The organism is Chelatococcus sambhunathii (genome assembly GCF_001418005.1).
Taxonomy (GTDB): domain Bacteria; phylum Pseudomonadota; class Alphaproteobacteria; order Rhizobiales; family Beijerinckiaceae; genus Chelatococcus_A; species Chelatococcus_A sambhunathii.
The window spans coordinates 72501-87437 of the sequence record NZ_LIOL01000003.1 but is presented as its reverse complement, the minus strand read 5'-3'; the positions used below and the strand labels follow the sequence as shown (position 1 = coordinate 87437).

General features: G+C 68.1%; 16 protein-coding genes. 12 read left to right on the top strand and 4 right to left on the bottom strand.

All coding sequences use genetic code 11. From position 1 onward, the window contains the following. Window positions 1-176 precede the first annotated feature (176 nt). The 7 genes from ASC46_RS07005 to ASC46_RS06975 all read left to right on the top strand — a co-directional run bounded on the left by ASC46_RS07005 (window position 177) and on the right by ASC46_RS06975 (window position 7778). Entirely contained in the window at window positions 177-1160 is a 984-nt protein-coding gene (locus ASC46_RS07005; protein ID WP_055458951.1) for an autoinducer 2 ABC transporter substrate-binding protein, read from the top strand. Window positions 1161-1243: 83 nt separating this feature from the next. Beyond that, a complete protein-coding gene (locus ASC46_RS07000; RefSeq protein WP_055458586.1) occupies window positions 1244-2761 on the top strand; it encodes a sugar ABC transporter ATP-binding protein in 1518 nt (505 codons plus the stop codon). Further along, window positions 2754-3755, top strand: a complete 1002-nt coding sequence (locus ASC46_RS06995; RefSeq protein WP_055458585.1) for an ABC transporter permease — start codon at window positions 2754-2756, stop codon at window positions 3753-3755. The genes ASC46_RS07000 and ASC46_RS06995 overlap by 8 nt, the downstream gene beginning before the upstream one ends. Continuing rightward, on the top strand, window positions 3752-4768 hold the full coding sequence (locus ASC46_RS06990) for an ABC transporter permease (RefSeq protein ID WP_055458584.1): 1017 nt from the start codon (window positions 3752-3754) through the stop codon (window positions 4766-4768). The genes ASC46_RS06995 and ASC46_RS06990 overlap by 4 nt, the downstream gene beginning before the upstream one ends. A 2-nt stretch (window positions 4769-4770) precedes the next feature. Beyond that, complete coding sequence (locus tag ASC46_RS06985) at window positions 4771-5619, top strand: sugar phosphate isomerase/epimerase family protein (RefSeq protein ID WP_055458583.1); 849 nt, start codon at window positions 4771-4773, stop codon at window positions 5617-5619. Window positions 5620-5631: 12 nt separating this feature from the next. Next, the gene (locus ASC46_RS06980; RefSeq protein WP_055458582.1) at window positions 5632-7065 is read left to right on the top strand and encodes an FGGY-family carbohydrate kinase; all 1434 of its coding nucleotides are present in this window, start codon (window positions 5632-5634) and stop codon (window positions 7063-7065) included. Window positions 7066-7079: 14 nt separating this feature from the next. Continuing rightward, window positions 7080-7778 (top strand): class II aldolase/adducin family protein, encoded by a 699-nt coding sequence (locus ASC46_RS06975; protein WP_055458581.1) that lies wholly within the window; start codon window positions 7080-7082, stop codon window positions 7776-7778. Window positions 7779-7781: 3 nt separating this feature from the next. Here ASC46_RS06975 and ASC46_RS06970 read toward each other — a convergent pair whose 3' ends face one another. Then, on the bottom strand, window positions 7782-8681 hold the full coding sequence (locus tag ASC46_RS06970; protein ID WP_055458580.1) for a LysR substrate-binding domain-containing protein: 900 nt from the start codon (window positions 8679-8681) through the stop codon (window positions 7782-7784). Window positions 8682-8910: 229 nt separating this feature from the next. Here ASC46_RS06970 and ASC46_RS06965 point away from each other — a divergent pair, with 229 nt between their 5' ends. The 5 genes from ASC46_RS06965 (at window position 8911) to ASC46_RS06945 (ending at window position 13479) form a co-directional block, all read left to right on the top strand. Continuing rightward, a complete protein-coding gene (locus tag ASC46_RS06965) occupies window positions 8911-9894 on the top strand; it encodes a TRAP transporter substrate-binding protein (RefSeq protein ID WP_055458579.1) in 984 nt (327 codons plus the stop codon). Continuing rightward, window positions 9891-10472 carry a TRAP transporter small permease gene (locus ASC46_RS06960; RefSeq protein ID WP_055458578.1) on the top strand — a complete coding sequence of 194 codons (582 nt, stop codon included), beginning with the start codon at window positions 9891-9893 and terminating at the stop codon, window positions 10470-10472. Before ASC46_RS06965 ends, ASC46_RS06960 begins: the two co-directional genes overlap by 4 nt. Continuing rightward, a complete protein-coding gene (locus tag ASC46_RS06955) occupies window positions 10469-11731 on the top strand; it encodes a TRAP transporter large permease (RefSeq protein ID WP_055458577.1) in 1263 nt (420 codons plus the stop codon). The genes ASC46_RS06960 and ASC46_RS06955 overlap by 4 nt, the downstream gene beginning before the upstream one ends. Window positions 11732-11751: 20 nt before the next feature. Next, window positions 11752-13122 (top strand): NAD(P)H-dependent oxidoreductase, encoded by a 1371-nt coding sequence (locus ASC46_RS06950; RefSeq protein WP_055458576.1) that lies wholly within the window; start codon window positions 11752-11754, stop codon window positions 13120-13122. A 72-nt stretch (window positions 13123-13194) separates the two neighbouring features. Beyond that, entirely contained in the window at window positions 13195-13479 is a 285-nt protein-coding gene (locus ASC46_RS06945) for a putative quinol monooxygenase (RefSeq protein ID WP_055458575.1), read from the top strand. A 147-nt stretch (window positions 13480-13626) separates the two neighbouring features. On the opposite strand, the gene ASC46_RS06940 is transcribed toward ASC46_RS06945, so the two are convergent. The 3 genes from ASC46_RS06940 to ASC46_RS06930 are packed head-to-tail and all read right to left on the bottom strand — an operon-like array spanning window position 13627 to window position 14726. Then, window positions 13627-13899: an HPP family protein gene (locus tag ASC46_RS06940; protein WP_276199402.1), complete on the bottom strand. Its 273-nt coding sequence runs from the start codon at window positions 13897-13899 to the stop codon at window positions 13627-13629. Between the two features lie 54 nt (window positions 13900-13953). Then, complete coding sequence (locus tag ASC46_RS06935; RefSeq protein WP_055458573.1) at window positions 13954-14259, bottom strand: DUF6522 family protein; 306 nt, start codon at window positions 14257-14259, stop codon at window positions 13954-13956. After that, window positions 14256-14726, bottom strand: coding sequence for an RrF2 family transcriptional regulator (locus ASC46_RS06930; protein WP_055458572.1), 471 nt, complete (start codon window positions 14724-14726; stop codon window positions 14256-14258). Before ASC46_RS06930 ends, ASC46_RS06935 begins: the two co-directional genes overlap by 4 nt. Between the last annotated feature and the right edge of the window lie 211 nt (window positions 14727-14937).

The window sequence follows — 14937 nt, the reverse complement described above, 5'->3', positions numbered from 1 at the left end:
CCGTGCCCGTCCTGCATGGAAATACCCGACGGGCTTAATCGCGGCTTGACGACAGGATAGCAACTGCGGAATAGTTGCACCATCGATTGTGCAAGCCCCGCAAAGATCGGTCAACGACAGGGCTGCGAGCAGGATTGTCCGCGAAGGGCGCGGACACGGCTGCCTGGGAGGAAAGCATGAGGAAACTGCTTGTCGCTGCGGTTGCAGCGTCCTTGTCCATCGCATCGGCTTTTTCGGCAGCGGCGCAGGAGACCGGCAAGGTCGGCGTCGTCGTCAAGATCGGCGGCATTCCCTGGTTCAACGCCATGGAGGCCGGCATCAAGGAGCGGGGCGCCAAGCTCGGCGTCGACGCCTTCATGGTCGGCCCGACGAGCGCCGATCCGGCGCTGCAGGTGCGCGCCATCGAGGATCTCATCGCCCAGGGCGTCAAGGTCATCGGCGTCGTGCCGAATGACGCCACCGTGCTCGAGCCGGTGCTGAGCAAGGCGCAGAGCAACGGGATCATCGTCATCACGCATGAATCGCCCGGCCAGAAGGGCGCCGACTGGAATTTCGAGCTCGCCTCCGCCACCGGCTTCGGCGAGGCTCATGCCGAACTCCTCGCCGAGAAGATGGGCGGCAAGGGCAAGTATGCCGTCTTCGTCGGTTCGCTGACGGTGCCACTGCACAATGCCTGGGCCGATGCCGCTATCGCGCACCTCAAGGAGAAGTACCCCGAGATGCAGCTCGTCGGCGAGCGCTACGGTGTTGCCGAGGATGTCGACGCCAGCCGCAAGACGGCGCTCGACCTCATCTCGGCCCATCCGGACCTCAAGGGGTTCCTCGCCTTCGGCAGCCAGGGGCCGATCGGCGCCGGCCGCGCCGTCGAGGAGCGGCGCAAGGTCGGCGAGATCTTCGTGCTCGGGCCGTTCTCGCCCGGACAGGGGCGCCGGCTCATTAAATCCGATGCCATCTCGGGCGGCTTCATGTGGAACCCCAAACAGGCCGGCGAGGTCTTCGTCACTTTGGCCGACCGGCTGATGAAGGGGGGCAAGATCGAGGCCGGCGACGAGATCGAGGGCCTCGGCAAGGTCACGCCCGACGGCAACAACCTCATCGTCGACCAGCTCGTCGCCATCAACAAGGACACGGTGGACCGGCTCGCCGACATGGGCCTCTGAGAGCCGGATCGGCAGCGTTGAACCACCTCGGCCGGGTGGCCCGTCCGCCCGGCAACGGGCCGGCAAGCGAGAGCGGACGAGACATGGCTACGGCTCAACCGGGCGCCGCGCCGGCGCCCCGGCCCCTCCTATCGCTGAGCGACGTCAGCGTCACCTTCGGCGGCGTGACGGCCCTCAAGGGCGTCTCCTTCGAAGTGATGCCCGGCGAGGTGCATTGTCTTGCGGGCGAGAACGGTTCCGGCAAGAGCACGCTCATCAAGGTCATCACCGGCGTCTACCGGCCGGACGGCGAGGCGCGTATCAGCTTCGACGGCGAGGTTTACGACCAAATGACGCCGGTCGCGGCCCAAGCGGCGGGCATCCGCGTCATCTGGCAGGACCTTGCCCTCTTCCCCGAGATGTCGGTGGCGGAGAACATCGCCTTCCAGGAGGTGGTTGGCGGCCGCCCGCGCCGCGTCGACCACGGGGCCATGCGCGAGACCGCGCGGAAGGTGCTGGCGCGCCTCGGCACCAGCCTCGACCTCGACCTGCCGCTGCGCGACTATTCCATCGCCCGCCGGCAGATCGTCGCCATCGCCCGCGCGCTCGTCGGCGAGGCGAAGATCATCTTCATGGACGAGCCGACGGCCTCGCTGACGCAGGCCGAGACCAGCCATCTCCTCGCCATCGTGCGCACCCTGTCACGCGAGGGGATCGCGGTCGTCTTTGTCAGCCATCGCCTCGCGGAGGTGATCGAGATCGCGGACCGGATGACGGTGCTGCGCGATGGGCGGCTCGTCGGCGTCTATCCGGCGAGGGAGATGACCCCCTCGCGTATCACGGAGCTGATGACGGGGCGTACCTTCGACGCCAATGTCCGCGCCCGCTCGCATGGCACGGCACCCGCCGTCCTCGCGGTTGAAGGCCTGACGCGCCCTGGCGAGTTCGAAGACGTCTCGTTCGTGGTGCGGCGCGGGGAGACGCTCGGCATCACGGGCTTGCTCGGGGCCGGGCGCACGGAGCTCGCCCTGACCCTCTTCGGCATGCGCCGGCCGCATGCGGGCACCATCCGCCTCGACGGCAAGCCGGTGCGCTTCCGCTCCAACCGGGACGCGATCCGCGCCGGCATCGCTTATCTGTCGGAGGACAGGCTCTCGCTCGGCCTCATCCAGCCGCAGTCGATCGCCGACAACCTCGTCATCGCCTCGCTCGGCAAGGTGATGACGGGCGGGCTCATCTCGCAACGCCGGAAGCAGGGGCTCGTCGCCCGCTGGGTCGGCGAACTCGGCATCAAGATCGGCCGGCAGGAGGATGCCGTCTCGACGCTCTCGGGCGGCAACCAGCAGCGCGTCGCCATCGCCAAGTGGCTCGCGACGGACCCGCGCCTCCTCATCCTCGACGCGCCGACCGTGGGCGTCGACGTCGGAGCCCGGGCCGGTATCTTCGACATCGTGGCGCGGCTGGCGGCCGAGGGGCTCGCCATCATCCTCATCTCCGACGAATTGCCGGAGGTCTACTACAACGCCGACCGGGTGCTGCACATGGCGCGCGGCCGCATCGTCGGCGAATACGACCCGCGCAGCATCGCGCTGCCGGAGCTGGAGGCGGCGGTCTATGCTTAGAAGGCTTCAGACCCAGACCACCGAGATGGTGCTGCTCGCGGTGAGCGTGGCGATCTGCCTCGTCCTGTCGCTGGCGAGCGACCGCTTCTTCACGCTCGTCAATCTCTTCGACCTCGCCAACGCCAGCGCCGTCAACATCATCTTCGCGGTCGGCCTGCTCGTCGTGCTGATCGCCGGCGGCATCGACATCTCCTTCGCCGTGGCGGCCTCCGTCGTGCAATATCTGACCGCGCTGGCGCTCGCTCAGATCGGGGGCGGCGGCTGGGTGAGCGGCCTTCTCATCGCCGGCAGCATCGGCATCCTGCTCGGGGCGTTCAACGCCTTCCTCATCCACCGCTTCCGCATCATCTCCATCGTCGTCACCATCGCGACCTTCAACATCTACTTCGGCCTCCTGATGTTCTTCACGCGCGGCGTGTCGATCTACGACCTGCCGGACTGGTGGACGGGCAAGGTCATCCTGTTCGAGCGGCAGATGGCGGACGGCAACTGGGCGGAGCTGCGGCTGCCGGTGCTGGTCATGGCACTCTGCGTCTTCGCCACCTGGGCGCTCATCCGCCACACGACGACCGGGCGTCAGCTCTATGCCTTCGGCGATAATCCCGAAGGGGCACGCCGCTTCGGCATCAGCGTCGCAGCCATGCAGTTCATCGCCTTCGGCTGGCTCGGCCTCATGGCCGGCATCGGCGGCCTCGTGCAGGCCCATTATGCGCAGGAGGTGGTGCCCAATGCGCTCTACGGGCGCGAGCTCGACGTGCTGGCAGCCGTCGTCCTCGGCGGGGCGCGGCTCGGCGGCGGGCGGGGATCGGTGCTCGGCTGCGTGCTCGGCGTGCTGCTCGTCGCCATCGTGCAGAACGGGCTCAACCTGCTCGGGGCGTCGCCTTACGCCTTCCGCATGATCATCGGCGTCATCATCCTCGTCGCCATCACCTTGTCGAACGCGCAGATCGGAAAGCTGTTCGCGACGCGCAGCGAGGGGAGGGCGGCGCCATGACGTCCCCCTTCGTGGTCCTGCCCCTGAAGCGCCCGCCGCAGGGGTTGAGCGCGGACCTGGCGGGACCGCTCGCCGCCTTCGTCATGGTGATGCTGATCTTCAGCCTGGCGACGCCGCGCTTCCTGTCGTCGGCGACCTTCGGCTCGGTCGCCTTCCAGTTGCCCGAGCTCGGCCTGCTCACGCTCGCCATGCTGCTGCCGATTCTCACGGGCGGGCTCAACCTCGCCATCACCTTCACCGCCAATATCGCTGGGCTGACGGTCGCCTGGGTGCTGCACCAGAACGGCGGCGTCAACGCCGGTCCGGACGCCTTTGCCCTCGGCGTCGTGCTGGCGCTCGCGGCAGGGGCGGCGAGTGGCCTCGTCATGGGGCTCGTCATCGCCTTCTCGCGCGCCCACCCCATCCTCGTGTCGCTGGCGATGATGATCTTTCTGCGCGGGCTCGGCGAGTTCCTGACGCGCGGCGGCGACATTTCGGGCTTTCCGGCCTTCATCCGCCCGCTCGGCCACGGCATGGTCCTCGGCGTACCGGTGCCGCTCATCGTCTTCCTCGCCTGCGCCGGGCTGTGGCATCTGATGCTGTCGCGCACGCGGCTCGGCTTCAACATCTACATGATCGGCTCGAACAGCGCCGCGACGCGCTATTCCGGCGTCGATACGCGCAAGGTCATCGTCCTCGTCTACACGCTCTCCGGCCTCATGTGCGCGATCGCCGGCATCATCATGATGGCGCGCTTCAATTCCGTGCGCGTGGGCCATGGCGAGGCCTATCTGCTGATCACCGTGCTCGCCTGCTTTCTCGGCGGTGTCGACCCCTTCGGCGGCTTCGGCCGGACGGTCCCCGTCGTCGTGGCGCTCGCCGTGCTGCAGCTCCTGTCCTCCGGGCTCAACCTCCTCGGCGCCAGCCAGCATCTGGCGACGGCCGTGTGGGGCATGCTGCTGGTGGCGGTCATGGTTCTGCGCTGGCTGGCGGGGCAGGTCGCGGCGGCACTCGAACGAAGACGAAGGAGGTAGCGATGCAGGGATTCGGCGTCCACACGAGCATGTGGACCATGACGTGGGACCGGGCCGGGGCGGAGCGGGCGGTCGCCGCCGCGCAATCCTACGGCATGGATTTCATCGAGATCGCGCTGCTCAACGCGCCGGCGGTCGATGCCGCCCATTCGCGTGCGCTGCTCGAGAAGGCGGGCCTGAGGGCCGTGTGCTCGCTCGGCCTGCCCGAACAGGCCTGGGCCTCGCAGCGGCCCGAGGCGGCGATCGACTATCTCAAGGTCGCCATCGACAAGACGGCGGAGATCGGCGCCGAGGCGCTGTCCGGCGTTATTTTCGGAGGCATCGGCGAGCGCACCGGCGTGCCGCCGACCGAGCAGGAATACGACAACATTGCCCGCGCGCTGACGGCGGCGGCCCGGCACGCCAAGGCGCGCGACATCGAGCTCGGCATCGAGGCGGTCAACCGCTACGAGAACCACCTCATCAACACCGCGCGGCAGGCCGTGGAGATGGTGGAGCGGGTGGGCGCCGACAATGTCTTCGTCCACCTCGACACCTATCACATGAACATCGAGGAGAAGGGCGCCGCCATGGGCATCCTCGATGCGCGCGAGCACCTCAAGTACATCCACATGTCGGAGAGCGACCGCGGCACGCCCGGCTGCGGCAACGTGCCGTGGGACGAGATCTGCGCGGCGCTCGCCGCCATCGGCTTCCGCGGCGGCCTCGCCATGGAGAGCTTCATCAACATGCCACCGGAGGTGGCCTATGGCCTCGCCGTCTGGCGACCGGTGGCGAAGGACGAGGCGGAGGTCATGGGCAACGGCCTGCCCTTCCTGCGCAACAAGGCCCGGCAATACGGCCTCATCTGAGCGGAGGACGCGATGGCCGGGATGCGGGCCGGCGGCGTCGTCGCGGTGTTCGACGTCGGCAAGACGAACATCAAGCTGAGCGCCGTCGACGCCGACGGGCGCGTGCTCGAGACCCTGAGCGTGGCCAATCCGGTGCGCGAGGGGCCGCCCTGGCGGCACCACGACCTTGCGGCGATCCGTGGCTGGCTGCTCGACGGGCTCGGCACGCTGGGGAAGCGCCATGCGCTGCAGGGCTTCGTGCCGGTCGGGCACGGCTCCGGCGGCGTCCTCGCCCTTGCCGATCCCGACACGGGCGACGGTGCGGCGCTGCCGATGATCGATTACGAGCAGCCGCTGCCGGAGGACGTCCGCGAGGCCTATGCGCCGCTCGCCGGCCCGTTTCTCGACCGCGGCAGCGCGCTGATGCACGGGGCGACGCACCAGGCACGCCAGCTGTTCTGGATGGAACGGGAGGCGCCGCAGGTGGTCGCCGCGGCCCGCTGGTATCTCGGCATCCCGCAATACTGGGCCTGGGTCATGTCCGGCGTTGCCGTCTCGGAGGCGAGCGTGCTCGGCGCCCAGTCGCATCTGTGGAACGTCCCCGAGCGGCGCTGGGCAGCGATCGTGCGCGCGCGCGGCTGGGAACGGCTGATGCCGCCCTTCGCCAGGGCCTGGCAGGCGGTGGGCCGGATCCGGCCGGTGCTCGCGGACCGTCACGGGCTGCCGCAGGACCTTGCCATCTTCGCCGGCGGCCACGACAGCAGCGTGAACTACTATCGCTACCAGGCGGCGGGGTTGCGCGCGGCGAGCGTCGTCTCTACCGGCACCTGGATCGTCGGGTTGTCGGGCGGAACGCCGCTCGCGCGGCTCGACGAGCATCGCGGCATGACCTGCAACAGCGATGTCTTCGGCGCGCCGCTCGGCGGCGTTCTCGGCATGGGCGGGCGGGAATTCGCGGCGATCGCGGGTCCGGATGCCCCGGCGGAGCCTGTCGCCATCGAGACCGCCGCCCGGCTTGCCGCGCGCGGCACCATGGCGATGCCCTCCTTCGGCGACAGCGACAGCCTCTTTCCCGGAAGCGCCGGGCGCGGCCATATCCGCGGCGAGCCGCCGGCGACGCCAGCGGAGCGCAAGGCGCTCGCCGTCCTTTACTGCGCCCTGCTGACGGCCGAGTGCCTCGATGCGCTGGGGCCGGGGAGGGATGTCGTCCTCGATGGCAGCTTCGTGCGCGAGCCGCTTTATCCGGCGCTTGCCGCCGCCTTCGCGCCCGGCCGGCGCGTGCGCTTCAGCCTCGATGCCTATGGCGTCGCGGCCGGAGCGGCACTCCTCGCCGGCCATGGTGAGCGATCGCAGCCGGCCCCCGTCGATCTGAGCGAGGCCGGCCCGCTTCCGCCGGTCTTTGCCGCCTATGCGGAGCGGTGGCGCGAAGCGGTGCATCGCGACGGGCCGGCTGCCCCGACATCATGAGAAAGGAGCCTTCCATGGCAGCAAGCGACACGCAGGCCCTGCGCCGCGAGATGGTGGACATCTGCCGGCGCATGAATGCGAGCGGCATCAACCAGGGCACGGCGGGCAACCTGTCCGTCCGCACCGGCGATGGTTTTCTCATCACGCCCTCGTCGATGCCCTATGAGACGATGACGCCGGAGGACATTGTCGAGATGGACTTCGACGGCACCTATGTCGGCCGCCGCCCGTCATCCGAATGGCGCTTCCACCGCGACATCCTGCGCAGGCGGGACGACATCGACGTGGTGCTGCACTGTCATTCGGTCTATGCGACGACGCTCGCCTGCCACCACAAGCGCATCCCCGCCTTCCACTACATGGTCGGTGTTGCGGGCGGCAACGACATCCGCTGCGCCGGCTATGCCACTTTCGGCACGCAGGCGCTGTCCGACAACGCGCTTACCGCGCTCGAGGGGCGCTTGGCCTGCCTCCTCGGCCAGCACGGCCAGATCGCGCTCGGCAAGACGCTGGAGGCGGCACTGTGGCTCGCCATCGAGGTCGAGACCCTGTCGCGCCTCTATGTCCAGGCGTTGACGCTCGGCGACCCGCCGGTCCTGCCCGACGACGAAATGGAGCGCGTGATCGGCCAGATGCGTCGCATGAGCTACGGCCTTGCGCCAGACGCGGAGGGCGTCAACGACATCGCTCGGCCACGCGGGGGCGCCGGATAGCGCTCAGGGACGCCGGCCGCCGCCGGGCTGACGGGACAGGACCTCCCGCGCCCAGGCGATGAAGACCTGCACCTTGCGGTGGCGCAGGTTCTGGTGCGGGCAGACGAACCATTGCGAGACCATGCGCAGGGGCAACGGATCGCGCATGGGGCAGACGAGGCGCCCGTCGCGGCGCTCGCGCCAGGTGGTGAGGTCGCTCTCGAGGGCGATGCCCATGCCGTCGGCAGCCGCCTCGATCGTCATGTACGAACGGTCGAAGAGCACGCGCCTGACGCGCGAGGGCATGTCGATGCCCGCGTGGCGGAACCAGTCCGGCCACTGCACCAGCGTCTTGACGGACTGGATGAGGCGGAAGCCGAACAGATCCGCGGCGCCGAGCGAGCCGGGCGGCGCGAGCTGCGGCGCACACAGCGGCATGACCGTCTCCTCGTAGACCGGATCGACGAACAGGCCCGGCCAGCGCCCCTCGCCGTGACGAAGCTCGACATCGACGCCCTCGCGGGCAAAGTCCGTCGGCTCGTTCGTCGCGTCGATGCGCACCTCGAGGTCGGGGTTGTCGTCGAGGAAGCCGGCGAGGGCCGGCAGCAGGCATTTGGTCGCCAGCGTGGGGGCAGCGCGGACGGTGAGCACCGTGACCGCATTGTAGCCGCGCATGTTGCGCGTCGCCGTCGCGATGCGCTCGATCCCCGGGTCGATCATCTCGAAATAGCGCTCGCCGGCCTCGGTCAGGGCGATGCCGCGGCCCCGGCGCGTCAGGAGCGACGTGCCGAGATGCGTCTCGAGAAACTGCACCTGCTGGCTGATCGCCGAGGGCGTGACGCCGAGCTCTTCCGCCGCCTTGGTCAGGCTGCGCCAGCGCGCGGTAGCGTGAAAGGCGCTGATGGCCCGGTAGGGAAGATGCATGGCGACCTTTCAGACCAGCTAAACAATCGGATCATAAAACTGGTTTGTCCTAAAGACCAAGCTGTCCTAGCCTTTTAACCGTGACAACAAGTGCTGCACTGCAAAAAGCCAAGCAGCCATCGCACAGGGAAGTAATCGCCGCGGCGCGGCGATGGCCGGGAAACGCAAATCTCATTTTTACAACGTCGCCGCGCCTTGCGCGGGCGCGGCGCGAACGGGAGGGTGTTCCATGCGCTGGATCAATGTTGCGGCCACGACGACCCTTGCGGTCGTGCTCGGTCTGTCGAGCATCGCCGTCGAAGCCAAGACCCTTCGCCTCGGGCATGCCACGTCGGACACCAATCCACGGCATACGGCCGCCCTTGCCTTCGCCGAGAAGGTGAAGGAGGCGAGTGGCGGCAAGTTGACCGTGGCCGTCGCCGGCAATGCCCAGTTCGGCGACGACGTGGAGATGATCTCCGCGCTGCGCCTTGGCACGCTCGACATGTCGCTCAACAGCCAGGGCTCGCTGTCGGGCGTGGTGCCGGAAGTGACGACGCTCGGCCTGCCGTTCCTCTTCGACAATCTCGAAAGCGCCTGGAAGGTGATCGACGGGCCGATCGGCGACGAGCTTGCCAAGAAGGCCGAGGAGAAGAACCTCATCGTGCTCGCCTGGTGGGACAACGGCATCCGCCAGATCACCAACAATGTGCGCCCCATCACGAAACCGGACGATCTCAAGGGGCTCAAGCTGCGCGTGCCGCCAGACCCGATGGGCACCGATATCTTCGCCGCGCTCGGAGCCAATCCGACGCCGATGAAGTTCTCCGAGCTCTACCTTGCCCTGCAGCAGGGCGTCGTGGACGGGCAGGAGAACCCGATCATGAACATCTACTATTCCAAATTCCAGGAAGTGCAGAAGTTCATGTCCCTGTCGGGACACAAGTACGAGGTGACGCCCTTCCTCATCAACAAGATGGCCTGGTCCGGCCTGTCGCAGGAGGAGAAGGACATCATCCTCGAGGCGGCGCGCGAGGCGCGCGACTTCCAGCGCCAGCTGTCTCTGAAGGCCGACGGCGAATTGCTGCAGAAGATCAAGGACGCCGGCGTTGCTGTGAACGAGGTCGACCCCGGTCCGTTCCGCGAGGCGACGAAGTCGGTCTACGACAAGTGGCAAGCCCAGTTCGGCGACTTCGTGCCGAAGCTCGTCGACGCCGCGCGGGCAGGCTCGTGACGGCCCTGAGCCGTCCCGCCGAGCGCACGGGCAGCGGCCTTGCCGCGCTCGTGCGCATCATCGACGGGACCGTGCTTCTCCTCGCCCAGGCGATCGGTGCGCTCGTCACAGTCGCGCTCTTCGTGGCGGTGATGACCTCGGTCATCGTGCGCTACGCTACCAACGCCAGCATCGGTTGGGTCAACGAACTGCCGGACCTGCTGTTCCCGTGGCTCGCCATGTCCGGTATCGTCGTCGCGGCGCAGTTCGGCCGGCACATCGTGGTCGAGTTCGGCATCCTGCTGATGCCGCGGGCCATGGGCCGCGTCGTGCTCGTCATCGTCCAGCTCCTCGTCGCGGCGATCTTCGTCTTCCTCGCGCTCGAAGGACGCATGGTGATCGAGGTCACGTCCGCCGAGCGGTTCCCGGTCCTCGGCCTGCCGATGTCCTTCGCCTATCTCGCGCTCGTCACCGGCTGCGTGCTCATCGCCGTCACGGCGCTGACCACGGCCCTCCGGATCGCCGGCGACGCGGGCGACCCGCTCAAGGCGCGCGAAGGCATGGAGCCGGGCGGCCACCATGGTGAGGCCGTGTCATGACGGTCCTGCTCATTATTCTCTTTGCCGCGTTCATGCTCGTCGGCATGCCCATCGGCTATGCGCTCGTCCTTAGCGGCACGGCGGCGATCCTCCTCCTCGGCGACATCCCGAGCACGGTGGTGCTGCTCAAGATCTTCCAGCCGATGCAGAGCTTCCCGCTGCTTGCCATTCCCTTCTTCATCCTGTCGGGTGCGCTCCTGATGTCGGGGCGGCTGGGACAGCAGCTCATCGCCTTCGCCGCCGCGCTTGTCGGGCGTTTCCGCGGCGGCCTCGGCCAGGTCAACGTGTTCGGCTCGGCGCTGTTCGGCGGCGTGTCGGGCTCGGCGGTGGCGGACGCCTCCGCGCTCGGGGCCATGCTCATCCCGTGGATGCGGCGCGAGGGCTATCCGCCGGCGCTGGCGGCGGCCATCACCGCCTCCTCCTCCATCATCGCCGTGCTCATCCCGCCGTCGATCCCGCTCATCCTCTATGCGGCGGTCTCGAACGCCTCCATCGCGCAGCTCTTCCTCGCCGGTCTCCTGCCCGGCGCGACGCTGACGATCGGGCTCATGGTCTCGTGCTGGCTCATCGGCCGCGCGCGCGACCTACCGGTGGTGCGCATCGAGGGCGGCGCGAAGGCGGTGGCGAAGACGGCGCTCGTCGCGGCGCCAGCCATCTCCCTGCCGCTCATGATCGTCGTGCTTCTGCGCTTCGGCATCGCGACGCCGACGGAGGTGAGCGTCATCGCCGTCGCCTACGCGCTCATCATCCGCTTTGCCTTCTACCGCGACCTCAACGGCACGGGGCTTCTCGCCAATATCATCGCGACGCTCGCGACGACGGGCGTCGTGATGCTGGTGATCGCCGCCTCGAACCTCATCGGCTTCATCCTGACCGTCGAGAACATCCCGGCCATGCTGGCGGACTGGGCGCTGAACACGCTCAAGGAGCCCTGGCTCGTCATCCTGATGATGAACCTCGTCATGCTCTTCGTCGGGATGTTCCTCGACCTGCCGGCGGCGATCCTCTTGCTCGGGCCGCTGTTCGTGGCGCTTGCCGGGGCCATCGGGCTCGACCTGATCCAGCTCGGCGTGATGATGACGATCAACCTCGCCATCGGCCTGTTCACGCCGCCCGTGGGGACGACGCTCTTCATCGCCTCCGCCATCTCGCGCGAGAGCGTAGGCGCCGTCACCCGCGAGATGTGGCCGTTCTACCTCGTCGCCATCACGCTGCTCGGGCTCGTCGCCTTCGTGCCGGCCTTCACCATCCACTTCTGATCTGAACAGGAGCAATCCCCGTGAATCTCGCTTCCATGCTCAAGCGTCGCGCAGCCGAGGGCCGGCCCGTGCGGGTCGGCCTCATCGGGGCCGGCAAGTTCGGCTCGATGTTCCTCTCGCAGGTGCGCACCACAGTCGGGCTGCACCTCATGGCGGTGGCCGACCTCTCGGCCGAGCGCGCCCGCAAGGCCATGACCAACACCGGCTGGGACGTCGAGGCCGTCGCCGCCGCCTCCTTCGCCGATGCCCTAGCGAAGGGCGGCACGCACGTCGGCGAGGATTCGGAGGCGCTTATCAAGGCTGATGGCCTCGACGTCGTCATCGATGCCACAGGCAATCCGGGCGCCGGCATTCGCCACGCCCTTCTGGCCGCGAGAAACGGCCGGCACATGGTCATGGTCAATGTCGAGGCGGACGTGCTCGCCGGCGCCTATCTCGCGGAGGAATTCCGCAAGGCCGGCCTCGTCTACACGCTCGCCTACGGCGACCAGCCGGCGCTCGTCTGCGAGATGGTGGACTGGGCCGAGACCTGCGGCTTCCGCGTCGTCGCGGCCGGCAAGGGCACCAAGTACATGCCGAGCTACCACCAGTCGACGCCGGAGACGGTGTGGACGCATTTCGGCATCACGCCGGAAGAGGCCGCCCTCGGCGGCATGAACCCGCAGATGTTCAACTCCTTCATCGACGGCACCAAGTCGTCCATCGAGATGGCCGCGATCTCGAACGCGACGGGTCTGCTCGCGCCGAAGGACGGCCTCCTCTTTCCGCCCGCCGGCGCGCACGACCTGTCTCGGGTTCTGAGGCCCGTTGCCGACGGCGGCGTGCTCGAGCGCAAGGGCATGGTCGAAGTCGTCACCAGCGTCGAGCGCGACGGGCGCCAGGTGGTCAACGACCTGCGCTGGGGCGTCTACGTCGTCTTCGAGGCGGCGGACGGTGATGCGCGCGGCGACTACGCCCGCCGCTGCTTCCGCGAATACAACATCACCGTGGATCCGTCCGGCCGCTATGCCGCGCTGTACCGCACGGTGCACCTCATCGGCCTTGAGCTCGGCGTCAGCGTCGCCAATGCGGCGCTGCGCGGCGAGGCGACGGGCGCGCCGAGCGCCTTCCGCTCGGACGTTGTGGCCGTCGCCAAGAAGGCGCTCAAGCCGGGCGAGATGCTCGACGGCGAAGGCGGCTACACCGTCTGGGGGCGGGTGATGCGGGCGGAGGATTCGCTTGCCATCGGCGCGCTGCCCATCGGCCTTGCGCACAAGGTGGCGCTGAAGCGGCCGGTCGCGCCCGGCGGCGTCGTGCGCTGGGAAGATGTCGAAATCGCCGACAGCGAGGCCGTGCGCATGCGTCGCGCCATGGAGCATGAGGCGGCTGCGCGGCGCATCGCGGCCGAGTAGGATCGGTGGCAACGGGGCCGGCTCGCCGCCGGCCCCTTCACGTTGGGACACTTGCCGGAGGTTCGTTCGCCCATGCTGACCGTCGTCGCCATCATTCGCGCCGAGGAGGGACAGGAAGAAGCCGCCCGTGCCGCGCTCGAAGCACTCATCGCCCCGACGCGGGCGGAAGACGGCTGCATCCAGTACGACCTGCACCGGGACAACGCCGATCCCGGCCTCTTCATCTTTTACGAGAACTGGCGCGACGAGGCGGCGCTCGACCGGCACCTCGCGGCTCCGCACCTCGTGGCCCATGGCGAGCGCAGCCGCGGCATCATCAAATCCGCCGAGGTGCGGCGCATGACGCGCATCGGCTGAGGCTCACGCGCACCCTAGCGCGTGGGTGCGCACGCGGTTTTCCACGAGCCGCACCAGGCCAAACACCGTCATCTGCAAGGATTTCGGATTGCCGGCCAGCGGCCGGTTCTTGATCCTCACCTCGATCTTGCAGAAGGTGCCGGTATTTCACGACCAGTAGCGCGGATAGTCCCTCCGCCCGGTGCAGCGGTGATAGAGGAGGGCGGCGGCGACGAGCGTCATCGCGCCGGTGAGCACCGGCGTCACGAGGAAGGACCAGTCGGCCCCGGCGAGCATGACAAGGAGCGGGTTGGCGCCGGCCGGTGCGTGGGTCCTGCGCGTTACGAGCATCGCGGCTATGGCGAGACCAACGGCGAGCGCCATGATGGCCGCATTCGTGCCGAAGAAGTTCATCACGCCGAGACCGATGGTTGCGGCGATCAGATGTCCGCCGCCGAGCGCCTGCGCGCCGATCCCTCCATCAACTGACGGTGGTCAGGGCCCGCCCGGGCGATGCATGGCCCCGGGCAAGGTGCGTTCGCCGAAATCGACGACCGACTGCCGGAGCACCTCACCCGCCTCGTCGACGGTGAGGCGCACCCGGCGCCCCTTGTGAAAGAAGGTCAACCGGTACTGCCCCTGGTGCTCCTCCTCGCCGCGCTCGCACAGACTGGTGACCTCACCGGCGCGCATCAGCTCGGGCAGCGCGGAGGGCGCGATGCCGAGGAGGCCACCGAGCAGGGTCGCGTCGACGAGGAAGCCACCGTCACTGCTACGGTTCAGGCGTCTGGCATGTCTCATCGGTTGCTCCGGTCACGATAGCGAGATACGACCCGCCCATCTCGGGCGGCCGACTGCAGAAAGTCCTCCGGCTTCAGCAGGATGTCGGCGAGGGTGTAGCGGTCGAGCGTCGCGGTGAAGGCATCGAGCGCCTCGCGCAGGATGCGCGGCAGCCGGCAGGGCTGCGTGATGAGGCAGGTATCGTCCGTGGCGAAGCATTCGACGAGATGGAAATCGGGCTCGGTCGCCCGCACGACGTCGCCGAGTCTGATGTCCTTCGGGTCATGCGCCAGGGCAAGGCCGCCGGATCGGCCACGCACCGCCTTCAGGAAGCCCGCGCGGGTCAGCGCTGTCGCTACCTTCATCAGATGGGCGCGGGAGATGCCGAAGGTGCGTGCCGTCTCCTCGATGGTGATAAGCCGCGCACCGGCCGATGCCGCCAGCATCAGCATGCGCAGGGCATAGTCGGAAAAGTTCGTGAGCCTCATGCCCGCAGGGTCCCATGCGCGAAGGTGTTCGGAAAAGATGCATCGTCGATGCGATTTTTCAACATGGGCGAGTCCCCACCCTTGACAGGAGCCGGCAAGCCTGCGCGATAAAAGAGACATACAAAATATGTCTTTTTAAGTATTCCAAGACGGAGGGCCGGCGCCACCCGGGCTTCCGCCTGTCTGTGATCGGGCCGGAAGCCCAACGAAA